Source organism: Algoriphagus formosus, assembly GCF_002807035.1.
GTDB classification, from domain to species: domain Bacteria; phylum Bacteroidota; class Bacteroidia; order Cytophagales; family Cyclobacteriaceae; genus Algoriphagus; species Algoriphagus formosus.
In genome coordinates this window covers 1,034,063-1,058,595 of sequence record NZ_NIUC01000002.1, presented here as the reverse complement: position 1 = coordinate 1,058,595, position 24,533 = coordinate 1,034,063, and the positions used below count along the sequence as shown (strand labels likewise).

Here is a 24,533-nt window from a genome sequence, read left to right as displayed (position 1 = left end):
AAAAGGCAAAATACGGGTATGGTTTTCCTTAAATTTTAGCCATGATACTATTGTATGAAATCCCAAAATGGCTATCCTCAAATACGACCTTCCCATCTTTAATGAGAATGGCCTGAGGAGATTGATGTGGAACTCCAAAGTCCATGGCAACTTGATCGGAAAGAGATCGGAAAGCAATCAGATCTAAAAAATAGGGTATCAGACGCTGCTCATCCTCTTTCTTCCAATTACGTGCTAGTCTGTCGAGTGACATACTGCTGATGGAGCATCGCGTACTATGCTTGAAAATCAAGACTGGCATGTCTTTACTCTGCTGCTTGATTACATCAATTTGTCCGGGATCGGTAAGTTTTTGCCAATTCATACGTTATTCTCCTAATTTTGACCTGAATCTCAATTGAAAATTTACTACTCCTTCATGCGAATTAAAAACGCAACATATTTGCAAAAATACAGTCTGCTTCTAATAAGTTCCTTATTTTTCTTCTTTTCCTGTAAAAGTTTAGATATATCAAGTCCAGGAGCTTCTCCGACTGTACCGGAGGCCCTATCGGAAGTATCCCTACCTGCACAAATGCCGGGGGCGTCTTTCGACCGCTTGATCAATTCACAGCTTCCTCAAATCCTGGTAGAAGAAGATGATTTAGACTTGGGAAATGGTTTGGAGGGCAATCTGCAGATTAGACGGGCTGGAAAGGTAACCTGGAAGACCTTAAGCAAGGAGCATTTAGAATTGAGAATTCCCTTGCAAATACAGGGGGAAGTCGGCTTGAACCAAGGAGGACTTGGGAGCCTTTTCAGGAGAAGGGTTCCTTTGGACGAGAATTTTGCGCCTTTGATTCGAATCAATCCTGAGGTCAACCCTAATTGGTCTCTATCGGTCCACGATTTTGAACTGGTTGAGCTCGGTGGAGATTTGACTCTGGAAGTTTTGGGCATAGAACTGGACTTGACTGGCACGCTTGAGCGTCAAATCCGGCGTTGGGCAGCGATGAATCTAGGCCCTGAGCGGGAATTGGTTCAATTGAAACCCTGGATTGATATTCTTTGGCAGCAGGTAGGAAAGCCTTTTGAGGTGAGTTGGGAAAACCAAAACCTAGCATTCTCGATTCAGCCTCAAGAAGTAGGTTTTGATGAGCAGTTTTCTGGGAATAATGCGCTGGATTTGTTCTTAGGTTTGAAGGGAAAAATTCAAAGCCACCCAGTGGAGGCAAAGCCTTCGAGAGCTTTTCCACTTCCGAATTTGACTCAGCGAAGAGAGGAAAAAAACCTTGTTTCAGCCCGAGTTCCTATCGGCATAGGATATGAATTTCTCGATCAGGAACTGGGTAATTTCTTAGGCAGTTCGCCTATCCGAGTGGATAAAAAAACCACCATGCAGCTATCCAATCTGCAGACCGGTCCTTTTGGTGAGTTGCTTATGGTTCGAGCAGACTTTTTGGCTATCCGATCAGATGGGGAACAGTTGGATGGAGAGATCTACGTGGTAGGTAAACCCTCTTTTGATCAAGTGGAGCAGCAGTTAGAGCTACAAGATATTAACTTCAAAGTGGTCACAGAAAGTACCAAAGTAAAGTGGGCGGTAGCTTTCAAAAAGGGAAAGATTATCCGAAGGATAGAAAGACAGGCAAGGTTTCCGATCGATGAATTATTGCAGAGCACTTTAGACTCTTTTCAGGGACAACTAAAACTAGAAACTCCCATTGCAGATCTTCGCTTGGAGGATTTGAGTCTAGCACCCGGAGGATTTTATCCTTTAGTCGATGAATTGCTTATTCACATGCTGATCGAAGGGAAAGTTGATATAGTCTGGAAGTAATTAGCGAAAAAGCTTTCCAAAGCTGTCTATTCCTTTTGTCTCGGCGGACTTGAGCATTTTGATTAAAAGCTGGGCTGTCAAAAAAGCATCACCAGCAGCGGTGTGTCGGTCTTCAGTTTGAATTTGATATCGCTCACAAAGTTGGTCTAGCCCGAATTCCCGCATCGGTATTTCATTCCAGTTGATATGTGGTCCGTACTCCAGTCGGACAGCAAGGTCCAATGTATCCAAATGTGGATTGGGAAAACTCTTCAAGCCAAAAGGTGAGGATATTTTTTGAAGCATTTCCAGATCAAAATTCACATGATGCCCAACGATTATTCCTGAGCCCAGATAGCTCAATAGTTTTTGGCTGAAAGTCTTTGGACTGAGCAGGTTTTCCCGGTTGATCAAGCCATGAATTTTCGCGGTATTTGCGAGGCTTTTTGAAGACTCCGGATAAAGTTCAATTGCTGAATCTACCCGGATTTTTCCCTGTTTGATTTTTACCGCACCAAAGGAAATGATATGATCTTTTTTGACATCCAAGCCTGTGGTCTCAGTATCTAAGACAATGAACTCCAGTTGATTGATTTTTCGGATTGGAGGAATAGACGATTTAAAAAGAGCCAAATATTCTTCCACAAATGACTCTTTTTTTTCCTCCGGTCTAAATGGCCACCAGCTCATGAGCGGAAGAAGTCAAGTTGGAATCTGACCTGGATAATATCCTGAAGCTCTCCGATAGGGCCAAAGGTATTTTTGAGAAGCTGGCGTTGTATTTTCCCCAATTTTTCGGGAGCAATATAGCGTCCACTATTGCCATTTTGAAGACCTTCAATGGCTCGCATGCGCATCAGAATTTCATAGGCTTTGGCTGCTTGGGTAAAAAGCTCCTGGTAGTTGGGTTCTATCTCAGCAAGTTTTTCGAATCGTTTGAAGGTATTGTTAATACCCGATACGCCATGATACAACACAAGAAGCCTGGCCAAATCGGTAAGCGGCATCATTGCCCGGGCTTTGATGTCAAATTGATCCCGATGCTCACCTGATTTTTCGACCAGAAAGTTTCGAAAGAAACCCAACGGTGGAGGGTTTTGGAGCGCATTTTTTGCTAAGAAATTTAAAAAGACTGGCTTCTTTTTAATTTCCTCAAAGACATGAAAACTCAACTCATCACCGAGAGCCAAACTGCCAGAAATCACTCTAAAATCAAAGAAGATGGATGATCTCAGTAAGGCTTCCGGGCTCGGATGAAGAACCCATTCGGAAAATTTGGCTTTCCATTTCGAAAGGGGTAAAACTAAATCTGCATTGGAAGCCATGATATTTGCCGGGCAGGCGCTAAATCCGCAAGTAAGCATGGCCTCTACCACATAGCTGCCCAAATGCTGAAAGTATTCTTGTGCTTTTTCTTTAAGGTCAGCTTCTACATTCCCATAAAGTATGGCATTATCCTGATCGGTGCGAAGCAACTGTTCTTCCCTTCCTTCTGAGCCTAATGAGAGAAAAGCAAATGGCACCTCTTCCATTTCCGAATAGTCTTTGCTTAGGTGTTTTTTGCCAAAAGCAATGGCTTGCTGAATGATGACATCATTTATTTCCGTCATCACGCCCGCTACGAAATCCATGGCCACCTCATTTTCTAGATAGTAGCGGAGCATAGTTTCTGCACGATCTCGGATTTGGGCCATTTCTTCAATGGTGCTGGCATTGTTGAGGGCATGAATCAGCACTGCAGGAGAGTTGCCCATGGAAAGTAAAATATCATGATCGGAAAGAATTCCAGACACGGGACTTTCTGCTGTGCCATCTTCAGTGAGTATGAGGTGGTGAAGGCGGTTTTTGATCATGCTGAGGTATAGATCAGCAAAAGCCGTATCCGGTTTTCTAGTAATCACCGGGCTAGACATGATCTCCGAACAGGGTTTATCAGGAGAAATACCTTTTGAAAGCACTTTACTTCGTAAATCCTTATCAGTGATGATTCCAAGCGGATATCCTTGCTCGTTGCAGATAATAATACTACTGACTTGACGCTCATCCATGAGCTGAGCTGCTTCTCGGATGGTGTTTTCTGGCTGGCAAGTCAGTACATTTTTGGAAATTCGGAAGGCACTCTGCCCTGAAAAAATCAACAATGAATGGTCCTCAGATTTGCGGCTAAATTCCATTCGGGCCTCCTGCCCCTTTTCCAAATCCGCTTTGAATACCACCTGTCCCGCAGCAAAGCCAGCAGCAAAATAGAGCGAAACCTTCGGGTTTTTCTCCAAAAGCTTTTCAAAAATAGCTACCGGTATCGAATAGATAAGGCAATTCTCTCCTGCAAGGGCGTCAAGCACGTAGGGTCTTTTTCCCAACAAAGCCAATATTCCAAACACATCGCCCACATCACAGTATTCCCGGATTTCACCAGCTTCTTGAAGCATGATTTGGCCTTCTTTGAGGATGAAAAAATGGGGCCTGGCAGGCTCTCCCTGATGAAATAACCACTCATCTTTAGACAGGTAGCTAATCTCCACCGATTGGGCTATAGATAGCAAGTCCCCCTCTTCCAAAAATGAAAAAGGAGGATGCTTTCTGAGAAATTCGGCTACCCGATTGATAATAACATTCATGCTAGAGGCTAGAAGTTAGACACAAGAAACAAGATCGAGGACTTATTTCCTTCCTTCTATGATTTTCTCGACTACTTCCGGGTCAAGCAAAGTACTGGTATCTCCCATATTTTCGGTGACACCTTCTGCTACTTTTCGAAGAATTCTACGCATAATTTTACCAGATCGGGTTTTTGGAAGGCCAGGGACGATTTGGATTTTATCCGGTTTAGCTATCGGTCCGATTATTTTGGAGACTGTATCCTTGATTTCAGCTACCAAATTTTCTTCGGTTCGGTTTTTCATATCGCAGATCACATAGGCATAGATTCCTTGACCTTTGACCTCGTGCGGATACCCGACCACTGCTGATTCTATGACAAGTGGGTGCTCATTGATGGCGTTTTCCACTTCGGCTGTACCCATTCGATGTCCGGAGACATTGATTACATCATCCACACGGCCCAAAATTCGGTAATATCCATCATGATCTCGTTTTACGCCGTCTCCGGTGAAGTACATCCCCTTGTAGGTAGAGAAGTAAGTTTGCTTGCATCGCTCATGGTCTCCGTAGGTCGTACGAATCATCGATGGCCAAGGGAATTTGATGCAAAGATTTCCCTCTACTCCATTTCCGGTGAGTTCTTTCCCATCGGCATCCACGATGGTGAGTTGTATTCCTGGTAGTGGAAGCGTGGCATAGGCGGGTTTTGTTGGGGTAATTCCAGCTAGTGGAGACACCATGATTCCTCCCGTCTCTGTTTGCCACCAAGTGTCTACGATCGGGCACTTTCCTTTTCCGACATGGGTGTGATACCAGTGCCAAGCTTCTTCATTGATTGGCTCTCCGACCGACCCAAGGACCTTTAGCGAGCTAAGATCATTGCCTTCAATGGGCTCAGTTCCGTAGGCCTGTAAAGCACGAATTGCAGTCGGGGCAGTGTAAAACTGATTCACTTGATGCTTCTCTACCACTTGCCAGAAGCGTCCCGCATCCGGAAATGTCGGTACACCTTCAAACATCAAGGTAGTAGCCCCCGCCAATAATGGACCGTAGACGATGTAAGAGTGACCTGTGATCCAACCAATATCAGCGGTACACCAATAAACATCACCGGGGGAGTATTGGAATACGTTTTCAAATGAATATTTGGTATAAACCATGTATCCACCTGTCGTATGGACCACGCCTTTGGGCTTACCTGTCGATCCGGAAGTGTAAAGGATAAATAGCATGTCCTCAGAATCCATCTCTTCGGCTTTGTTTTCAGTAGATTCGTTTGCTACCACTTCATGCCACCAAAAGTCTCGACCTTCTTTCATGGTCACCTCTTGATTGGTACGCTGATAGACAATGACACTTTCGACGGAGGCTTTTTCCAAGGCTTCGTCAACGACGGCTTTGACAGGAATTTTCTTCGCTCCTCGGAAATTTCCATCAGATGTCAAAACAGCCTTTGCTTTACAATCGATGATTCTATCGGCTAGCGCTGAAGCACTAAAACCTGCAAAAACAACGGAATGAATGGCACCAATTCGGGCGCAGGCCAGCATAGCCACCGCTGCCTCGGGCACCATGGGCATGTAGATAATGACCCGATCTCCCTTTTGGATACCCTTGGACTTGAGAGCATTGGAAAATCGATTCACTTCTTCATATAATTCCCGATAAGTTAGGGTCCGTGTTTCTTCATTGGGATCATTTGGCTCCCAAATGATGGCAGCCTGATCTGCATGGGTAAAAAGTTGTCTCTCGAAAATATTCTCAGTGATGTTCAACTTTCCTCCTGCAAACCACTTCACGTCTGGCTTTTCAAAGTTCCATTCCAGCGTTTTGTTCCAGCGTTTTCTCCAGAAAAATGAATCGGCAATTCTTGCCCAAAATTCCTCAGGCTGGCTCACACTTTTTTGATATTCGTAGAGGTACCCGCTCAGGGTATGCAATCGATCGCTCATGGGTTTTTATTTTTAGGTTTATTTAATTAGTTCAATATTGCTTTTACTTTTGCTACCAAGTCTTTATTGACAAAGGGTTTGGTCAAATATAAATCCGCCCCGATAGCCAGTCCCTTCTGAATATCTTGTTCCTTACTTTTTGCAGAAAGAAAGATCACCTTGACAGATGGGTCCTGATTTTTGATGTATTTACAGACCTCGTAGCCGTCTACTTTGGGCATCATAATATCCAAAATAACCAGACTTGGGGAATCCTTGTCCACTATGCCAATGGCCTCTTCTCCATCACGAGCGATAAAAACGCGATGTCCATCTTTTTTCAAGAGGTATTCCAGTGACAGGAGAATATTCGGTTCGTCATCGACGATTAGTATCTTACTCATAGTGTTTGGGTCAGTTTTTCTTGTGGTTTAGTAATCAAAATCGGCAGCTTGATCTCAAAGTAGGTCCATTCATTTTTCCGATCAACACTTAGTTTTCCCTGATGGGATTCAATGATTTTTTTGGAAATAGCCAGCCCCAACCCACTTCCCACCGGCTTCTTACTGTTTTGATTTCTGGCTTGAAAAAACTTATCAAAGATGTAAGGGGTCTCCTCTGCGGGAATTCCTGGGCCATCATCCCAAACCGAAATCGTCCAGGAATTGCCTTCAAATTGAGCTTTGATTTTTACCTCAGAGCGGGCAAATTTTGATGCATTGGAAAGTAAATTCAGCAAAACTTGCTTGATTCGGTCTGGGTCCAAGTTTTGCTTTTTTATATTTTCAGCTAGCTGAAGCTCAAACTTCAATCCTTTTTCAACCATTACCTGCCGAATTGATTCTGCAGATTCTCTAATAAGCTCAAGTAGATCAACTTCCCGTAGGTTCATCCTCTGCTTTCCTGAGTCGAAGCGCTCCAAATCCAGCACTTGATCGATTAATCGGCTCATTCGCTCAGTTTCCTGAATGATGATTTCCAAAAATCGATTACGCTCTTTTTCAGGTAGTTCATCTTCTTTTATTATCTCCGAAAATGCCCGGATGGATGTGATGGGTGTTTTCATCTCATGGGTCACGGTAGAGATAAATTCGTCCTTCAGGAGATCATTGATTTGAAGTTTTTGGATCAATTCCTGAAGCTTTTTAGAGGCCTTTTTGAGTTCTCGGCTTTTTGCTTCTAGCTCTTTGTTGAGAGCCTTGATTTCGCTGGATTCCTTGAGAATATCCAAGACCTCTTCCATTCGGATTTCCTCCTCTTTGACCACAGAGGCTACCAAGATTCGAGCAGAAGCGGCACCGATGACGCCACTCAGAAGACGCTCTGAATAATTGACAAATTCAGGGTCGGCCAAGGCCTTTTCATCCAACTGTTTTCCTGTGTTAGCAGTGAAGTCCTTCAAGGCTTTGGCGGTTTTCTTTTCCCCGAGAAAATTGGTCAAGAGGGTTTTCAAATCCAGTAAATAAGCTTGTCCTTTCCAGACTACCGATGAATCCATCGACTTGCTGAGCCGGAAAATATCCACAAAAACAACAGCTTGATTATGCTCTTTTGAGCTCTGAACATTAAAAAGGCTGACTCCAACGAAGCAGAAAATATTCAGTGCCAAGCTGAAAAACAGTCCATGAGAAATGTAACTCAGATCCGAAAGTCCCAAAAGCGCCTCAGGCCTTAAAAAACTCAAGCCAAATGGGCCATGCTGTAGAAGGCTTTCCGAAAAGTATCCCACATTCACCATAGTTGGTAAGACCAAGGTGTAAAACCAAATAGCAAAACCAACCAAAATTCCTGCTTGAGCCCCTCTTCTGCTAGCCTGCTTCCAGTAGATTCCACCGATAAGGGCAGGAGCGAATTGGGCTATGGCTACAAAAGAAATAAGGCCAATGGAGACCAAAGTGAATTGTGCTGCGATTTGATGATAATATGAATAGGCGGCAAGTATGACTAGAAGGATGGATAGTCTTCTGGAAAAAAGTAAGATTTGTCCCAAGCGGTGTTGATTCCTTTTCTGAAATCCAGGAAAAGAAAGTAAGATCGGCATCACCAGGTAATTACTGATCATAGTACTCAGGGCGATGGTAGATACTATAATCATTCCGGTTGCAGCTGAGAATCCACCCAGATAAACTAGGATGGCTAGCCATTTTTCGCCCAAGGCTAGTGGAAAAGCCAGGACAAAAGTATCCGACTGAAACAAGCCCTCCGGAAAATACACCATGCCACCGAATGCGATGGGGAGTACAAATAGATTGATTAAAAGGAGGTAGAGTGGGAAAAGCCACATTGCAGTATCCATATGCTTTTCACTCCTGTTTTCGATGACCCCCATTTGAAATTGTCTCGGTAAAAATAGAACTGCCATCATGGATAGAAGGCCCATCAGAAACCACTCCATGGCACCATTTTCACCTTGAAGAGTGAAAAGGCTATCAAGACCTTGCTGAGCACTTTGATTGAAGAGATCCCCAAAACCTTCAAAAACGAAAAAGCTAACAAAAACCCCTACTGCCAAGAATGCGATGAGTTTAAAGACAGACTCAAAAGCTACTGCCATGACCATTCCTTCATGTTTGGCGGTAGCCTCAATTGCCCGAGTGCCAAACAGAATGGTAAAGGCCGCCAAGACCAAGGATAAATAGAAGGCTGTGTCTTGGTAAAAAGGAATTCCCATCGCCAAATCGAAACTCTGTGAATCCTGTAGCATCTGAAAGGAAGAGGAAACCGCCTTGATCTGAATGGCGATATAAGGTAAAATCCCCACCAAACTCAAAATAGTGACCATTCCGCCAAGAGTGACATTTTTGCCATAGCGACTGGCGATGAAGTCAGCGATGGAAGAAATATTTTGGACTTTCGAGATGCGGATAATCTTCCTCAAGACGATCCACCAAAGTGGTGCTGCCAGGCTTGGCCCTATGTAAATGGTCAAAAAATCCAGTCCGTGAGTAGCTGCTCTTCCTACCGATCCATAGTAGGTCCATGCTGTACAATATACGGCCAGACTCAAGGCATAGATTGCTGGATGATTGGAGAGCTTGCGGCCGGTTTTGGCTTTTTTCTCCGAAAACCATGCAATGGCAAATAACAGTGCCAAGTATCCGAAGGTGAACGATATGATCAGCAGATTACTAAACATCCGTTTTTGAATTCGACTTTCGAAGGAAGATTACCATGGCTATGATTAGAAAAAGCCAAATTCCGAAGACCATCAAAAACAATAAAGGTATGCCCAGCCAGCGCTCGGGGATGTCATAAATCGCCAGCACCGGATAGTTCAGTAGGAAAAGGCCAAAAATAAAAATAGCCCAGAGAAACTGCTTTTTCCGTTCTTCCTTCATGGTTTTTCGGTCAAATCAAACACTTAAGATAATCCTTTTGGGAGGTTAAAAGAAGAGAAAGCACGGGTATTCCTCCGGCTTTCTCTTTTTTAGGATTAATGGTCATGTGCCTCACCCGCACCTCGAGGAATACGGATTTCCTGAATCATGTCCTGTACATCCTGAGGCGGAGCTGGTGTGAATTTGGATACACCATAGCAGATCAGGAAGTTGAGAACCATACCTACCGTACCAATTCCTTCAGGAGAAATACCAAATAGATAATTATCCGCAGAAACGGCTTCGGGACTAAGTCCAAGTAAAGTCACTCCAAACTTGAAATAAACGATGTAGATCAGGGTGAAAAGTAAGCCTGAGACCATACCTGCAATAGCTCCTTCCTTGTTAATTTTGGTGGAGAAGATTCCCATGATGATTACCGGGAAGAAAGATGAGGCCGCAAGTCCAAAAGCAAAAGCTACAACTTCGGCGACAAATCCGGGAGGGTTCACTCCAAAATAGCCGGCCAATACAACTGCTCCTGCTGCAGAAATACGTGCAATCAAAAGCTCACGCTTTTCGGTCATATCTGGCTTGAAGGTGCGGAAAAGATCTCGGGATACAGAAGTAGATATAACTAGGAGAAGCCCGGCTGCAGTCGACAGTGCAGCTGCCATTCCACCGGCTGCCACGAGTCCGATTACCCAATTGGGTAGCTCAGCAATCTCAGGACTGGCAAGCACCATGATGTCTTTGTCGATGGAGAGTTCGTTTTTGGCCGGGTCAGATGCATATTGGACGATGCCGTCTTGGTTTTTATCATCGATCGCAATCAAATTGGTTTTTTGCCAATTACCGACCCATTCGGGAAGATTGTCCACGGGTTTTTCAGCCACCGAATCCAAAGCATTATATATTCCAAAAGCCGCTACTGCAGGTGCTGTGGTGTATAGAATCGCAATGAAAACCAAGGCATAGCCTGCTGAGAGTCTCGCGTCTTTTACTCTTGGGACGGTGAAGAATCTTACGATCACGTGAGGAAGGCCAGCCGTTCCCACCATCAGGGCCAAAGTGATGGCGAAGATATCTATCGTACTTTTTCTACCAGAAGTGTATTCGGCAAAGCCCAAATCACCCAAGACCCCGTCTAATTTATCCAATAGGTAAGTACCGTCTGCGACTGTACTGCCCAGGCCCAATTGTGGAATAGGGTTGCTTGTCAGCTGCATGGAAACGAAGATGGCAGGAACCATAAAGGCAAAAATTAACACGCAATATTGCGCTACCTGTGTGTAGGTGATTCCTTTCATCCCTCCAAGCACTGCATAGAAAAAGACGATACACATCCCGATCACTACTCCCCATTCGATAGGAACTTCCAAGTATCTGGAGAAAACAATACCCACTCCACGCATCTGCCCTGCCACATAGGTAAAGGAGATGAAAAGGGCACAGATGACTGCGACTACTCGCGCTTTGTTGGAATAGTATCTGTCTCCGACAAAGTCAGGCACGGTAAACTTTCCGAATTTTCTCAGGTATGGAGCAAGTAATAGTGCCAAAAGCACATAGCCTCCCGTCCAACCCATCAGGTAAACGGATCCATCATAGCCAGAAAATGCAATCAATCCAGCCATCGAAATAAATGAAGCAGCAGACATCCAATCAGCTGCTGTAGCCATACCGTTTGCTAGGGGTGAGACTCCGCCTCCCGCCGTATAAAATTCTTTGGTGGAACCTGCTCTCGTGTAGATGGCGATTCCGATATAGAGGGCAAATGATAAGCCCACTAGAATATAGGTCCAAGTTAAAATATCCATGTTTTCTGGGTTTAGGGGCTTATTCTTCGTTTACATCAAATTCCTTGTCGAGCTTATTCATCTTGTACACATATACAAAAATCAAAAGCACAAAGGCATAAATAGACCCCTGCTGGGCAAACCAAAAACCGAGTTTGAATCCTCCGATTTTGATGGCGTTTAGCTGATCGACAAGTAGGATTCCGAATCCGAATGAAACGGTAAACCAGATGAGGAGGAGAATCCCCAGAAGTTTGAGGTTTTTCTTCCAGTAGGCTTCTTTACTGAATTTGTTTTCTGTCATGGTTATTGGGTTTAGAGAAATATTTGTGTCTGCAAAATGAATTCACCGGCAGAACCTGATCTTCTGAAATTGTCGAAAATAGGGCGCTGGCTGTACTGGAAGGTGATTTTGGCTTGATGTGCATTGATATAGTAATTCATGCCGAGGTCATATTGCCAATTCCCTTCCTCAAAGTATTCAAAATTCTTGTGGGTGATCGCTCCGAAAGGCTGTAATTTTCCTTTGTCACCTAAGATATTTTCAGGTAAAAGGAAGCCTCCCTGTGTATAGAATATTTGCCCCGTTCCAATCATTGGTTGAGCATTTCCAGGGCCATTTTGGCTACTTTCACGTCCATAGCCCACATTCATGATTCCTACATTTCGGATATAATTGGGACCGAAATCATAATGATAATAGACTGAGTAAAGGGTGAGCGCAGTTCCTGTTGCCTTATTGAGAGGCATGTCTAAAAAAGCGTCCAGCCCAAATAGTGAAATAGCGTGGTTTTGAGTATCTCCGGCAGCGTTTTTTGAGCTAGTCGCATCGCGATGATGGTGCCAGCCAAATCCTAAATTGAAGATTCTTTTGGTCCCCAAGTAAGTGCCAACAAAATAGGGGAGCTTGTTATTTTCTTTATCCCAAAACTGATAATCAAAGTAACCCTGTGTCGCCCAATGATCATTAATTACATTGACAGCGATTGGTCTAGCGGTGGCCTCATCATACCTTCCTCCTCCTCCCACCGAAAATGGTTTGTTGAGAGCCATTCGGTAGTTGAGCTTACCGAGCATTCCTTTCGCATAGAAGCCAAACTGTCTCGCAAATTGATCAGTGAGCTCAATTAGGGGCCAATTGAAAATCGGCGCATCGACAGCCATAAAGTTAAGCGTACTATGACTGGTCATTCTGGAGATTCCATTCCAGTAGTGGAGGCCCATCCCGAGATAGAGCTCATTAGTGACCTTAAATTCTGTCCATACGTCATGGAAAAAGAGTTGGGGCTTTTTGGCAGACATGCCTGAGGCAGTGCCAAGACCCGTTTCAGGATCCACTGTCACAGGATTGCTGCCGGGATTACCTGTCAGTCCTCCTCCGGGGATTCCCCCATTGGTAAAAGTCTGATTATTGATTCCGAAATGACTTAGGATCAGAAATCGAGGAGAAATTTCTGCATAAGCAAGAACTCTTGCTCTTCGGATTCCGATATCCGCTGTAGTGGATTGTGAGTTTCCGGCTACATCAAGAGTTCCGGGATTGTTTTGGATAACTCGCGCCCACATTTGATTCCAGAGTAGGAAGCGGATATATTTTGATCCGTCATCATTGAGCTTCAGCGTGAGGGGTTTGTAGGTATGGTCTACAAAATCTTGATTTGCTTTCTTAGGCCTTTCGGTTTCTTGGGTTCGTTTTTGGGCATAGGTGGGTATCCCTATTAAAAGGGCTACACACATGCTCAAAAGCATGGTGAGATTGTTCTTCATGGTTATCTGGGTTGTAGGTGCCTCTTTTCCAGGCCTGTAGAAAAGAGGTGACCCAAGATGTGGAGTTGGATTTCAAATCAAAAAACAGGCATATATATTTGCTAAAAAAATATAGCTAAACGAATAAAATTTTGTTAGCTGTTTTTAAACCGTTCCCATTTGATCATCATAAACTTATCGCCCAACTCAGTGAGCAGCATTCCTGATCCTTGGAGATTTTCTTTGCTAGTCATGAATTTGACCAATTCAGCATGACTGAGGACTTTATAAGTGGGTCGATAGTCATATTGCTCAGGAGCTTTGATCTTGTATTGCTTGACCCAGTTCATCACAGATACATGGCTTACACCTAATATTCTTTCGATTTCCCGAAAAGAGATTCCTTCTACATATAGCTGTAGCGCCTTGACTACATAATAGGAATCAATGCCTTTCCCGATTTTATTCACCGAAAAGTGATAATTGCATTTTTTGCATTTGAATCGTTGTCTACCGCCTACAATTCCACTTTTTACTACTTTAGGATGATTGCATTTGGGACAAAAAGGCTTTTCCATATTTCATTTTCATAATGAACTATAGAAAATTAGCGAAACTATATTTATTTAGCAAATATTCATTTCAAATAGAAAAATCAATCCAAAACAGAAAGAAATTTGGTAATTGAGACTTATATCTAGTCGAATCTTTCTAAAAAATGATTATTCGCTCTCCTGAAAGGTGTTCAAAATGGCCTCATCCCGATATATCGGGACTGGCCTCCGGATTCGCGGTTAATTTTAAGAGGTGAGGAAAATGGGGCGCAGCCGCATTTTCCTCACCTCTCCAACTTTACATAGTTACGTTCACCGAGCGAAGTCAAGGTGACTTAAAATAACTTGGTTACTGGTAAGAAAGCAGACATTCATTTTTTTATCAATCTCAAATCAAAAACTCAGAAACAATCGCTAATCCCGCAGCTAGAAAGCTGACCAGAAGTTTGTTGAGTTGTAACTTGTGATGTGGGCTGCTTTCGAAAAAAATGGTAGTGGAGATATGTAAAAACCCTCCTGAGACCAAGCCATAGAGTACTCCAATCCACTCTTTTTCCAAAATTCCTGACTGGAAAATAAGCGAGCTCGAAATCATTCCCAGTGGTGAAGCTAAGGCAAAAATTACCAACAAAATCAAAGTCCATCTTTTTGACAAGACCTGGGAAAGTACAGCTGTCAAAGCAAATGCTGCGGGCCCTTTATGAAGAATGATGCCCAATAAAAGCGTATTTTCGCTATGTGAATGCCCAATGTGGGCAGTTGTATCTCCCATCAAAGTACCATGCGAAAGAAGTGTGCCTTCCAGGAAGGCATGGATAAATAATCCCAGCATGACAGTCAAGACCCCTTTGGATTTTGGGCCATGCGGCAAATGGATATGGCCATGCTCGATTCCACTGGATAGAAACTCCAAAATCTGCTGCAAAAGAAAGCCAATAAGGATGTAGAGGCCCATTTTGGCACTATCAAAGCCACTATCAAACAGCTCTGGAATGATATGCAAAATCGTAATCGAAAAAAGATAGGACCCTGCAAATACCAGGAAAAGTTTGAAATACTTATCCTTCCAACTAGGCGCAAAAAACACTAAAGAGCCTGCGAAAAGTACTGTGAAAAAAAGAAGGATAATGTTTAATACCATGTCAGGACAAGGCCAGTTTTATCCGGCCATGTTTGAAAACCATGGCAAAGGTAAGAAAATTCAATAATGTTGCATTTATTTCCTCTAATCAGTTGGTAGGAAAGGATAAGTATGGCTTAAGTCCTTCACTTACATGAAATTGATATTCACCATTTGAGTCACTATAAATCAAAAATACTTTGATCTCCTCAGTCTCTTCATCCAAGGCGATAGCTTTGTCCAGTCCCATCACCATCATAGCAGTAGCATAGGCATCTGCGATCATACAGTCTGAGGCAATTACCGTAGCTGAAAGCAAGTTATGCCGGACGGGGTAGCCTGTCTTTGGGTCAATGGTGTGGGAAATTTTCACCGAGTCCTGTACATAGAAGTTTCGGTAGTTGCCTGAGGTGGCCATCGCTTGGTCATCCAAAGCAATGATAGAATAAAGATCTGATGCCGTTGCTGATTCCTCGGGTCTATTGATGCCTACTTTCCAGATTTCACCTCGGTCGTTCACACCTTTTGCCACCAATTCTCCTCCGATTTCTACCAAAAAATCATTGATGCCTTTTTCTACCAAAAAATCAGCTACTACATCCACTCCCTGACCTTTGGCAATGGCCGAAAAATCCAGATACAAGCCATTCACTGTCTTTCTGACTTGTTTTTCATCAAAGATGACTTTGTCAAAGCCAACTAAGTTTAAGAGATCACGGATCTCTACAGAGTCTTTGAGACTAGGACCATCCGGACCAAAACCCCACACATTCACTAAAGGTCCAACCGTAGGGTCAAAGGCTCCATTGGTCTGCTCATAGATGGCTTTGGAGGCAGTCAGGACCTCCGGGAAATAGGGTAATTCAAAAACCAGGCTGTCTTGCTGATTGAAGCGGCTGATCTCTGAGTCTTGGATATAGGTGGACAAACTTTGGTTGAAAACAAGAAGTAGGGAGTCCACGGAAGACTTCAAGTTCCTCCCTTTGGCATCCAAATAGCTGATTTGATAACTGGTTCCCATGGTCTGACCGGTAATGGAAATCCGACCTTCATATATGGTTTCTTTTACTGCCTCGGATTCTTCTTGTCCACGGTTTCTCCAGAGATATACCGCCAAGACCATCAGGAGTAGTACCAGGGAGTAAATAATATTTTTTTGTTGATTGGATCGCATAATTTATTGATGTGATTGTGGGGTAATTTCAATTGGCGTGCATTACAAATCAGTCTTTAAAGTCTGATGATGGATGACCGATGTCCGTTGTTTGCTTAACCTGAATTTCCATCCGGATTTTTAACCAATTTTCCTCCTAATTGTAAAATCTATCCATTTTCTTAATAGATTCAAATTTAGCTCAATTTTCAGCTTCATAACCAAGGCAAAGACAAATTGTAAATAGTCAGAATGGGATTTTTCTATATTTGTGTCAAAGCAAAACCATGAGAGAAGACTACCTGAGCGGAGACGAAGAAAGCTTAAGCCCCAAGGATCAAGAATTTGAGCGGGCTTTACGACCCTTGAGTTTTGAGGATTTTACCGGTCAGGCCAAGATCGTGGAGAATCTCAAGGTCTTTGTTTTGGCAGCAAAAAAACGAAGCGAACCGCTGGATCACGTTCTCTTGCATGGACCTCCCGGGTTGGGAAAAACTACCCTTAGTCACATCATCGCCAATGAGCTTCAGGCGGGGATTAAAATCACTTCAGGACCTGTGTTGGACAAGCCCTCGGATTTGGCGGGTTTGCTGACCAATCTGGAGGAGGGAGATGTACTTTTCATTGATGAGATCCATCGCCTCAACCCTATCGTGGAGGAGTACCTCTACTCCGCTATGGAGGACTTTCGGATTGATATCATGCTAGACTCTGGCCCAAATGCCCGCTCGGTGCAGATTTCCCTCAGTCCTTTTACCCTGATCGGAGCGACTACCCGTTCGGGTCTATTGACCTCACCACTTCGGGCAAGATTTGGAATCAACTCCCGCTTGGAGTATTACGATGCCAAGCTTCTGACCGACATCGTGTCCCGGTCTGCGGGAATTTTGGATACCCCTATCGATGAAATAGCTGCCTTTGAAATCGCCCGAAGAAGTCGTGGTACGCCACGTATAGCGAATATGCTTTTGCGCCGAACACGGGATTTTGCAGAGGTGAAGGGGGATGGGACCATTACCTTGGATATTGCTAAAATGGCCTTGGATGCCTTGGATGTGGATGAGCATGGACTGGATGAGATGGATAATCGTATCTTGCTGACCATCATTGAGAAGTTCAAAGGTGGTCCCGTAGGGCTGGGCACCATCGCCACGGCCTGTGGAGAGGAAGCCGAGACCATTGAGGAAGTATATGAGCCGTTTCTGATTCAGGAAGGCTATATGAAGCGTACAGCTCGGGGAAGAATGGCTACCGAGTTGGCCTACAAGCATCTAAAAATAAAGCCCACCCAAGGGATGGGAGGACTTTTCGATATCTAAAAACTGCCTCAGGAATTTCCTGAGGCCTATTTTTTTAACCTTCCAGCGAAGCCATATCAATAACAAATCGATAGTGCACGTCTCCTGCGATCGTACGTTCATAAGCTTCGTTAATTTTGTCCATTGGAATGATCTCCACATCAGATACGATGCCATTCTCCGCACAGAAATCCAGCATTTCTTGGGTTTCTTTGATTCCTCCTATAAGAGATCCCGCCAAGCTTTTTCTTCCAAAAATCAAAGAAGTAGCATGAATCTGCTCAGGAGTTGGAGGAACACCTAAAAGAACCATCACACCATCGGTGCGAAGAAGATTTAAGTAGGCTGAGTAGTCGTGAGATGCCGATACAGTATCAATAATCAGATCGTAAGTTCCTTTCAGCCGTTTCATGTTCTCCGGATCAGTAGTTAGTTCGAAGTGATGGGCGCCAAGTTTATCAGCATCTTTTGCTTTCTCCGGAGACCGGCTTAGCATTGTCACTTCAGCTCCCATAGCGGAAGCTAACTTGACAGCCATGTGACCCAATCCACCTAGTCCTACTACGGCAACCTTGTCCCCTTTTTTCACTTTCCAATGGCGAAGCGGGGAATAGGTCGTGATGCCCGCACAAAGCAATGGAGCCACACCTTCGAGAGGTAGTTTGTCGGATACTTTCAGTACAAATTTTTCAGTCACCACGATTGAAGTCGAGTAACCTCCATAAGTGACTGTTTTTTTATCCTGTAAATAAGAGCTATAGGTTCCCGACATTCCTTTTTCGCAGAATTGCTCCAGATCTTCTTCACAATTTCCACAGGTACCACAGGAATCAACCATGCATCCTACACCCACTGTATCTCCCACTTTGTGGTTTTTTACATCAGAGCCGATAGCTGTTACCTTGCCAACGATCTCGTGACCTGGTACAACCGGGTAGATTGTTCCACCCCATTCATTTCGTGCAGTATGGATATCAGAGTGACATACGCCGCAGTATAAAATTTCAATTTCCACGTCGGAAGGCCCTGGGGTCCGGCGTTGGAGGTCAAAAGGGCCTAAAGGTTGATCTGCCTTTTCGGCTGCAAAAGCTTTTACAGTTTTCATAAAAAGATTGATTTTGGTTAAAGTTTATGTTCTAAAAGCAGGCCATTTCTTAGAAAGTTTAGGCTTGCTGGTATCAAAAAAGCCATGAGTTTGATTCTCATGGCTACTAGTTGCTATCTTAAATCTGCTGCCGCATCCTCGTCCAAAAACCAGATCAGGTTTCCGCTTTCAGGCTTCACCAAACTGGCCGGGTAGGAATCAAAATTCCCTTCTTTTTGGATCACTTCCCGCACCTTTTCTGCTTTGCTTTTTCCAGTCACCAAAAAGGCCACGGTCTCAGCATGGTTAATGATTCCGCCACTCAGTGAGACCCTAATCTGTCTTGATACCGGATGGGCTACTGTCACACATAGATCTTTGGCTTCCCACTGATCAATGGAATCCGGGAAAATCGATGCCGTGTGTCCATCGTCTCCCATTCCCAAGATCACTAAGTCAAAGCGAGGCATTCCATTTTGGGATGGCAATTGCATCTCCAATACTTGGGAATAGCGTTTGGCTTCCTGCACTGGATCATTTTCACCTTGAATCCGATGTACATTCTCTGCAGGGATCTGAATTTTTGATAGGAGATGATCCTGAGTCATTTTAAAATTACTCTCCGAATCACTCGGCGCTACACAGCGCTCATCTCCCCAATAGAAATGCACCTTTTTCCAGTCGATTTTATCCCCATATTCAGCCGCCAATTCATCAAAAACGATTTTTGGCGTGCTGCCACCGGAAAGTGCAATATGCATCTCCGGCTTGCTGCTTATCAGATCGGACAAATACGCAGAAAAGCTTTTGGCCACAGTTTCCTTATTTTCAAAAATTCGTGTTTCCATGGGTATTGCGTTTAGCAAAGAATACAAAATCCTGTTTCATCGGTCAGCAAATCTCCGGGATTGCGCCAGCCGAAGCTATCTTCGATCAGTTCGTCCGAATTGCGAGGTCCCCAAGTACCTACCGAATAGCCGTAGGTATTGACAGCGGGATTGTTTTCCCAGCATTTCAATATGGGATCTACAAATCTCCAAGCAGCCTCCACCTCATCGGCACGGGCGTAGAGTGTGGTATCGCCTTGCATGGCATCGAGCAGCAGACGCTCATAGGCATCCATGACCTGTGCGGACTCTAGATCGGAATAATAAAATTCCATATTTGCTTGCTCCACATGAAAGCCTAGGCCCGGAACTTTCACTCCGAATTTGATTAAAATTCCCTCATCGGGTTGGATTCGAATGATCAGCTTATTGTCCTTGCGGTAAGCGTCTTGGCTCATGAAGACTTCGTGGTGAGGAGTCTTGAAGTGAATGACGGCTTCAGTGACCTTGGTTGGCATAGCCTTGCCGGTGCGGACATAGAAAGGGACTCCTTTCCATCGCCAGTTGTCTACAAAAAACTTGATGGCGGCATAGGTTTCGGTGGTTGATTCCGGATTTACCCCTTCTTCTTCCCGGTAACCCTTGACCGTTTTTCCATCAATTTCAGTTTTGACATACTGACCTCGCAACGTATTCTTGACGATTTCTTCCTCCGATTTCATGATTCGAAGGGATTTCAGTGCTTTTACCTTTTCATCTCGAATCTCTTCAGCATCTGAGGAAATCGGTGGCTCCATCACCAGGAGAGAGACAATTTGCAGCAAATGACTCTGAAACATATCCCGAAGTGCCCCAGACTTATCATAATAACCTCCTCTTTTTTCTACTCCGACGGTTTCTGCGTTGGTGATTTCGACATGATGAATGTAGCGTCGATTCCAGAGCGGCTCGAATATGGAATTGGAAAATCGGGTCACGAGTAGGTTTTGAACTGTCTCTTTTCCCAAATAATGATCGATTCGATAAACCTGCTTTTCATCGAAATAGTGATGCAACGCATCGTTTAGAGTTTTGGCTGACTCGAGATCATAGCCGAAAGGTTTTTCCACGATCAAGCGTCTAAAACCATCTTTTTCTTTGCTAAGTCCTGCTTCGGATAGGTTTTTGGCAATTACCTCATAGAGACTCGGTGGAGTGGAGAGATAAAAAATATAATTACCCGAAGTACCGTGCTGTTCATTCAGAGACGCGATCCGATTGGCCAGTAAGTCATAGCTGTGGTCATAGTCACTACCCAAGTCTTGGTAGTGGAATTGTTCAGCAAAGGCCTGCATGGTTTGAGGGTCTTCTTTGCTATTTTCTTTTTGAAGAAAAGGGCTTTCCAAAATGGCTTTGGTCCGAAACTCCTCGTCGGTCATATTGCTTCTGCTTACTCCTAGGACACAGAAATTTTTGGATAAATGACCGCCTTTAAAAAGGTTGTATATGGCTGGAATGAGCTTCCTTGAAGTGAGATCCCCAGAAGCACCAAAAATGATTAGCATCTGGTTGGGTGTTTTTTTCATAGGGGGGAGCTTTGTTGCAAAAGGGGAAATATCAGAAGTCGTGATTCAGTTTTTTTCTCAAAATCCCAAATAAGCTGATCAGATCGGTTAATTTTGAAATCTGACACAAAAATAAGTGAATTGGTGAGAAAGAGCGAGCTTGAGTGCAGATTGATAGGATTAATTGAATTTTAGAACAGCGCAAAACATGCAAGAAACGCAATATGATTTTGGATTGATCGGCCTCGGGGTGATGGGGCGGAATTTTATTTTGAATGTAAAAGACAATGGCTTTTCAGCTTTCGGCTATGATCTTGATGCTGAAAAAGTGGAGGCTCTCCGGGAAGAAGGAGGTGATCGATCTCGTGTTGATGCAACTCAGGATCTTCCTACTTTTTGCCAATCACTTACAAGTCCTCGCAAAATCATGCTGCTTGTACCAGCTGGGAAAATTGTGGATCAAGTCATTGAAGACTTACTTCCGCACCTCGATAAGGGTGATATTATCATTGACGGAGGGAATTCTTTCTTTTCGGATACAGATCGGCGGGATGCATATTTGAGCCAAAAGGGCATTCATTTCTTTGGTTCGGGAGTTTCAGGTGGTGCCAAAGGGGCCAGAAAGGGACCTAGTATCATGCCGGGTGGAAATAAGGAAGCCTACGAACATGTGCGCCCGATCTTTGAAGCGGTAGCAGCCAAGTATCAGGGTGAACCTTGCGTGGCATATTTGGGGCCCAAGTCAGCTGGTAACTATGTCAAAATGGTTCACAACGGCATCGAATACGCCATGATGCAATTGACTTCTGAGGTTTATGACCTGCTACATCGAGCTGCTGGTTTGAACAATGACGAGCTCCATCAAGTATTTGATAGCTGGAATAAAGGTCGTTTACAGTCCTTTTTGGTAGAAATTACTGCTGAGATTTTCCTTCAGGAGGATGATTTGGGTTCAGGTCGCTTGGTGGATATGATTTTGGATAAAGCAAAACAGAAAGGGACCGGCAAATGGACCTCCCAGAACGCCATGGATCTAGGAATTCCAGTTCCTACGATCGATATGGCTGTCAGTATGCGGGAGATATCGGCTTTGAAATCCTTGCGAGTCGATGCCGATTCACTTTACGATCGTCCTAAGCTTCCTACTTTGCCAAAAGAAGAATTAATTGAGCAGGCAGAAAAGGCATTATATTTCTCCTTCGTCATTTCTTATGCTCAAGGTTTGCATCAGCTTGCAGAGGCCTCCAAGGAATATGGCTACGAGCTGGATCTTTCTCAAATTGCTAAAATCTGGCGTGCCGGCTGCATCATTCGTGCAGGGATGCTTGCAGATATTGCAGAAGCCTTCGGCCAAAATCCAAAACTTGAAAATCTTTTGCTTTCTCCAAGTTTTGTGGATAAGGTGAATGGAGCACTTCCTGCAGTTAGAAGGGTGGCAAGTCAAGCTCTGGAAAGGGGAATAGCCATGCCTGGCTTGTTGACTTCCATCAGTTATTTTGATGCCTTGACTACGGGTAGGTTGCCACTAAATTTGATTCAGGCGCAACGCGATCACTTTGGTTCGCATACCTACGAACGCACCGATCGAGAAGGTATTTTCCATACAGAATGGGGGAAGAATTAATCCTCCCCCCATTTTTTTAAAAATCACTGAAGCGATTCGTAGCTTTTTACTTTTTGGGTTCCAACTGGGTTCCCAAGGTTTGATTACCACCTATCTCAATTACCGATGAGCCATACACCCGGATGGTTGACTTGATAAAGTCTTCTTCCGATGCCTCATAAATATTGTCCACATATTTCTGTGGGTTGCGATCGATATAAGGGAACCAAGTGCTGTGGATTTGGATCATGATTCGGTGGCCTTTTTTGAAGGTGTGAAGCAGATCCTGAAGTCGGAAATCCACATCGGTTGGCTTGTTTGGTTCGAATGGCTCGGGATTCTCGAAACTATTTCGGAATCGACCCCGCATCACTTCTGATCGTACGAGCTGCTGATATCCTCCCATGATTACATTCTTGGGATTATGATCATAATTTGGATGATCCTGAGGATAGACATCGATAAGTTTTACGATGAAGTCAGCATCAGTTCCAGTCATGGATACTTTCAATCGGGCCATGATTTCACCTGCTAGGGTGACATCTTCGGTCAATACGTCTGTCTCAAAAGTAAGCACATCGGGTCTGCGTCCTGCTTCCCGCTGGTCATCACTCATAAAAAGCCTTGGTGTAAAAACGAGACTCTCTGTGTTGGAAGTGTATTGTACGGGCTTTGCAGGGTCACTGATATATTCAAACACCGCTTCTTCATCTAGGGGTTTGTTGACGGATAATTGCCCTCGTTCTCCAAAATAAAGTTTAGCTGGTTCGATTTCTTTTGGTGGCCAAGCGTCAAATTCTCTCCATTCCTTTTTGCCGGTATCGTACATAAGAGCTTCAGGGAGTTTCGGATTGTCGCCTCCTTTTAAGTGGTGGTTAAAAAACCTGCGCTCCACTTCTCTTTGGTAGAAAGTATTGATGCTATCGCCGAAGTAAATATGGCCGTGCGTGGTCTGACCAGTTTCAGGGCGAGACCATTGTCCGTGAGCCCAGGGACCCATGACAAGCATGTTTTCAGCCGAAGGGCTCGTTCTTTCGATGGTTTTATAAATATTCAAAGGCCCATAAAGATCTTCCGCATCAAACCATCCACCCACAGTCATGACAGCATGGTCGATATCATTCAAATGTGGTAGAATGGCTCTTTTTTGCCAAAATTCATCATAGTTGGGATGCTCGGTGATTTCCTGCCAAAAGAAATTATCGTATTGGTATTTCTCGGTGATATTTTTCAAAGGTCCCAAACGGAGATTGAAATCATAGCCATCACTGATCGGCTGACTCATAAACCGAGCAAGTTTGTCCATATACCATGGAGAGCTCGTAGGACCATCATGCTGGTAACCAAAAACCGGCATGGCAGCGGTGTAGCTTTGAAGAAAAGCGCCATTGTGATGGAAGTCATCAAAGAAAAAGTCTGCAATCGGAGCTTGAGGTGAAGAAGCTTTTAAGGCCGGGTGGGCATCTGGTAGCCCTGCTGCCGTGTAAAATCCTGGATAAGAAATCCCCCATTGACCGACTCTTCCATTATGCCCAGCGATATTCTCCAATAGCCATTCTATCGTATCAAAAGTGTCGGATGATTCATCCACCGCCATCTTGTTATTGACATCATTTCCCGGAATGTTGGGAGTCATGTTAGTAAATTCCCCTTCAGACATCCATCGGCCCCGCACATCCTGGTAAACAAAAATATACCCATCTCGCATCAGGTAGCTACTTGGGCCTAGGCTAGTCTTGTAATTGCTTTCTCCGTAAGGAGCCACGCTGTAGCATGTACGTTGCATCAAAAAGGGATAGGTCTTTGATTTATCCTTTGGGATATAAATGGAAGTAAACAGTTTAACGCCATCACGCATCGGAATCTGAACCTCCATTTTATCATAGTTTTCTTTGATATAGGTGGAGTCAGCCACTTGCGCAAACAAACTCCCTGTGACTAGCAGGAAGAAAAGAAGGAAAGTAGATAAGGTTTGTTTCATCTGTTTATTTTTTGATTTTTATTGTTCAGATGGAATCTTTGACGATTAAAATCATCATTTCCCTGTGTGTTTAATGATGATTTTAATCGTGTCGATTTCATGTGTTTATAATTTTTTTCTTTAACGGCCACATTGAATCTCGCATGCTTTATAGTCATATATGTAAGTGTTGGCTAC

Annotated in this window: 20 protein-coding genes; 3 read left to right on the top strand and 17 right to left on the bottom strand. The window is 44.0% G+C overall.

The genetic code is table 11. The features are described from left to right. Positions 1 to 28 precede the first annotated feature (28 nt). The gene (gene ytxJ / locus CDH51_RS10765) at positions 29 to 364 is read right to left on the bottom strand and encodes a bacillithiol system redox-active protein YtxJ (protein ID WP_100628579.1); all 336 of its coding nucleotides are present in this window, start codon (positions 362 to 364) and stop codon (positions 29 to 31) included. 54 nt (positions 365 to 418) lie between these two features. Between ytxJ and CDH51_RS10760 the strand changes: the two genes are divergently transcribed. Continuing rightward, positions 419 to 1,819, top strand: a complete 1,401-nt coding sequence (locus tag CDH51_RS10760) for a DUF4403 family protein (RefSeq protein ID WP_100628578.1) — start codon at positions 419 to 421, stop codon at positions 1,817 to 1,819. Here the strand turns inward: CDH51_RS10760 and CDH51_RS10755 are convergent, their stop codons facing one another. From CDH51_RS10755 to CDH51_RS10700, 12 genes are all read right to left on the bottom strand, one after another. Then, positions 1,820 to 2,488, bottom strand: coding sequence for a 3'-5' exonuclease (locus CDH51_RS10755; protein WP_100628577.1), 669 nt, complete (start codon positions 2,486 to 2,488; stop codon positions 1,820 to 1,822). Beyond that, a complete protein-coding gene (locus tag CDH51_RS10750; protein WP_100628576.1) occupies positions 2,485 to 4,416 on the bottom strand; it encodes a DUF294 nucleotidyltransferase-like domain-containing protein in 1,932 nt (643 codons plus the stop codon). The genes CDH51_RS10755 and CDH51_RS10750 overlap by 4 nt, the downstream gene beginning before the upstream one ends. A gap of 42 nt (positions 4,417 to 4,458) precedes the next feature. After that, complete coding sequence (acs, locus tag CDH51_RS10745) at positions 4,459 to 6,351, bottom strand: acetate--CoA ligase (RefSeq protein WP_100628575.1); 1,893 nt, start codon at positions 6,349 to 6,351, stop codon at positions 4,459 to 4,461. A 26-nt stretch (positions 6,352 to 6,377) separates the two neighbouring features. Beyond that, a complete protein-coding gene (locus CDH51_RS10740) occupies positions 6,378 to 6,734 on the bottom strand; it encodes a response regulator transcription factor (RefSeq protein WP_026946294.1) in 357 nt (118 codons plus the stop codon). Next, positions 6,731 to 9,466: a sensor histidine kinase gene (locus CDH51_RS10735; protein ID WP_100628574.1), complete on the bottom strand. Its 2,736-nt coding sequence runs from the start codon at positions 9,464 to 9,466 to the stop codon at positions 6,731 to 6,733. The genes CDH51_RS10740 and CDH51_RS10735 overlap by 4 nt, the downstream gene beginning before the upstream one ends. Then, positions 9,459 to 9,668, bottom strand: coding sequence for a hypothetical protein (locus CDH51_RS10730; RefSeq protein ID WP_100628573.1), 210 nt, complete (start codon positions 9,666 to 9,668; stop codon positions 9,459 to 9,461). The genes CDH51_RS10735 and CDH51_RS10730 overlap by 8 nt, the downstream gene beginning before the upstream one ends. A gap of 95 nt (positions 9,669 to 9,763) precedes the next feature. Then, a complete protein-coding gene (locus tag CDH51_RS10725) occupies positions 9,764 to 11,467 on the bottom strand; it encodes a sodium:solute symporter family protein (protein ID WP_100628572.1) in 1,704 nt (567 codons plus the stop codon). 19 nt (positions 11,468 to 11,486) lie between these two features. Beyond that, on the bottom strand, positions 11,487 to 11,750 hold the full coding sequence (locus CDH51_RS10720) for a DUF4212 domain-containing protein (RefSeq protein ID WP_024284321.1): 264 nt from the start codon (positions 11,748 to 11,750) through the stop codon (positions 11,487 to 11,489). An 11-nt stretch (positions 11,751 to 11,761) separates the two neighbouring features. After that, positions 11,762 to 13,213, bottom strand: a complete 1,452-nt coding sequence (locus CDH51_RS10715; protein WP_100628571.1) for a porin — start codon at positions 13,211 to 13,213, stop codon at positions 11,762 to 11,764. Positions 13,214 to 13,347: 134 nt separating this feature from the next. Then, complete coding sequence (locus tag CDH51_RS10710) at positions 13,348 to 13,770, bottom strand: IS1/IS1595 family N-terminal zinc-binding domain-containing protein (protein WP_100628570.1); 423 nt, start codon at positions 13,768 to 13,770, stop codon at positions 13,348 to 13,350. Positions 13,771 to 14,134: 364 nt separating this feature from the next. Beyond that, complete coding sequence (locus CDH51_RS10705) at positions 14,135 to 14,887, bottom strand: ZIP family metal transporter (RefSeq protein WP_100628569.1); 753 nt, start codon at positions 14,885 to 14,887, stop codon at positions 14,135 to 14,137. Positions 14,888 to 14,975: 88 nt separating this feature from the next. Further along, positions 14,976 to 16,040 carry an FAD:protein FMN transferase gene (locus CDH51_RS10700; protein ID WP_100628568.1) on the bottom strand — a complete coding sequence of 355 codons (1,065 nt, stop codon included), beginning with the start codon at positions 16,038 to 16,040 and terminating at the stop codon, positions 14,976 to 14,978. A gap of 266 nt (positions 16,041 to 16,306) precedes the next feature. Here CDH51_RS10700 and ruvB point away from each other — a divergent pair, with 266 nt between their 5' ends. Beyond that, complete coding sequence (gene ruvB / locus CDH51_RS10695) at positions 16,307 to 17,338, top strand: Holliday junction branch migration DNA helicase RuvB (RefSeq protein WP_100628567.1); 1,032 nt, start codon at positions 16,307 to 16,309, stop codon at positions 17,336 to 17,338. A 34-nt stretch (positions 17,339 to 17,372) separates the two neighbouring features. On the opposite strand, the gene CDH51_RS10690 is transcribed toward ruvB, so the two are convergent. The 3 genes from CDH51_RS10690 to zwf form a co-directional block, all read right to left on the bottom strand. Continuing rightward, positions 17,373 to 18,422: an NAD(P)-dependent alcohol dehydrogenase gene (locus CDH51_RS10690; RefSeq protein WP_100628566.1), complete on the bottom strand. Its 1,050-nt coding sequence runs from the start codon at positions 18,420 to 18,422 to the stop codon at positions 17,373 to 17,375. A gap of 113 nt (positions 18,423 to 18,535) precedes the next feature. Beyond that, on the bottom strand, positions 18,536 to 19,249 hold the full coding sequence (gene pgl, locus CDH51_RS10685; protein ID WP_100628565.1) for a 6-phosphogluconolactonase: 714 nt from the start codon (positions 19,247 to 19,249) through the stop codon (positions 18,536 to 18,538). Between the two features lie 11 nt (positions 19,250 to 19,260). Next, positions 19,261 to 20,793 (bottom strand): glucose-6-phosphate dehydrogenase, encoded by a 1,533-nt coding sequence (gene zwf, locus CDH51_RS10680; RefSeq protein ID WP_100628564.1) that lies wholly within the window; start codon positions 20,791 to 20,793, stop codon positions 19,261 to 19,263. Positions 20,794 to 20,980: 187 nt separating this feature from the next. On the opposite strand from zwf, the gene gndA reads away from it, so the two are divergent. Next, a complete protein-coding gene (gene gndA / locus CDH51_RS10675; protein WP_100628563.1) occupies positions 20,981 to 22,396 on the top strand; it encodes an NADP-dependent phosphogluconate dehydrogenase in 1,416 nt (471 codons plus the stop codon). Between the two features lie 46 nt (positions 22,397 to 22,442). On the opposite strand, the gene CDH51_RS10670 is transcribed toward gndA, so the two are convergent. Further along, positions 22,443 to 24,356 carry a CocE/NonD family hydrolase gene (locus tag CDH51_RS10670; protein ID WP_100628562.1) on the bottom strand — a complete coding sequence of 638 codons (1,914 nt, stop codon included), beginning with the start codon at positions 24,354 to 24,356 and terminating at the stop codon, positions 22,443 to 22,445. Positions 24,357 to 24,533: the final 177 nt, after the last annotated feature.

Coding starts and splice junctions, on each gene's coding strand:
- CDH51_RS10755 (WP_100628577.1), bottom strand. CDS start 2,488: ATGAGCTGGTGGCCATTTAGACCGGAGGAAAAAAAAGAGTCATTTGTG.
- CDH51_RS10705 (WP_100628569.1), bottom strand. CDS start 14,887: ATGGTATTAAACATTATCCTTCTTTTTTTCACAGTACTTTTCGCAGGC.
- pgl (WP_100628565.1), bottom strand. CDS start 19,249: ATGGAAACACGAATTTTTGAAAATAAGGAAACTGTGGCCAAAAGCTTT.
- gndA (WP_100628563.1), top strand. CDS start 20,981: ATGCAAGAAACGCAATATGATTTTGGATTGATCGGCCTCGGGGTGATG.
- CDH51_RS10690 (WP_100628566.1), bottom strand. CDS start 18,422: ATGAAAACTGTAAAAGCTTTTGCAGCCGAAAAGGCAGATCAACCTTTA.
- CDH51_RS10710 (WP_100628570.1), bottom strand. CDS start 13,770: ATGGAAAAGCCTTTTTGTCCCAAATGCAATCATCCTAAAGTAGTAAAA.
- CDH51_RS10750 (WP_100628576.1), bottom strand. CDS start 4,416: ATGAATGTTATTATCAATCGGGTAGCCGAATTTCTCAGAAAGCATCCT.
- CDH51_RS10760 (WP_100628578.1), top strand. CDS start 419: ATGCGAATTAAAAACGCAACATATTTGCAAAAATACAGTCTGCTTCTA.
- CDH51_RS10730 (WP_100628573.1), bottom strand. CDS start 9,668: ATGAAGGAAGAACGGAAAAAGCAGTTTCTCTGGGCTATTTTTATTTTT.
- CDH51_RS10670 (WP_100628562.1), bottom strand. CDS start 24,356: ATGAAACAAACCTTATCTACTTTCCTTCTTTTCTTCCTGCTAGTCACA.
- ruvB (WP_100628567.1), top strand. CDS start 16,307: ATGAGAGAAGACTACCTGAGCGGAGACGAAGAAAGCTTAAGCCCCAAG.
- CDH51_RS10735 (WP_100628574.1), bottom strand. CDS start 9,466: ATGTTTAGTAATCTGCTGATCATATCGTTCACCTTCGGATACTTGGCA.
- CDH51_RS10740 (WP_026946294.1), bottom strand. CDS start 6,734: ATGAGTAAGATACTAATCGTCGATGACGAACCGAATATTCTCCTGTCA.
- zwf (WP_100628564.1), bottom strand. CDS start 20,793: ATGAAAAAAACACCCAACCAGATGCTAATCATTTTTGGTGCTTCTGGG.
- acs (WP_100628575.1), bottom strand. CDS start 6,351: ATGAGCGATCGATTGCATACCCTGAGCGGGTACCTCTACGAATATCAA.
- ytxJ (WP_100628579.1), bottom strand. CDS start 364: ATGAATTGGCAAAAACTTACCGATCCCGGACAAATTGATGTAATCAAG.
- CDH51_RS10720 (WP_024284321.1), bottom strand. CDS start 11,750: ATGACAGAAAACAAATTCAGTAAAGAAGCCTACTGGAAGAAAAACCTC.
- CDH51_RS10700 (WP_100628568.1), bottom strand. CDS start 16,040: ATGCGATCCAATCAACAAAAAAATATTATTTACTCCCTGGTACTACTC.
- CDH51_RS10715 (WP_100628571.1), bottom strand. CDS start 13,213: ATGAAGAACAATCTCACCATGCTTTTGAGCATGTGTGTAGCCCTTTTA.
- CDH51_RS10725 (WP_100628572.1), bottom strand. CDS start 11,467: ATGGATATTTTAACTTGGACCTATATTCTAGTGGGCTTATCATTTGCC.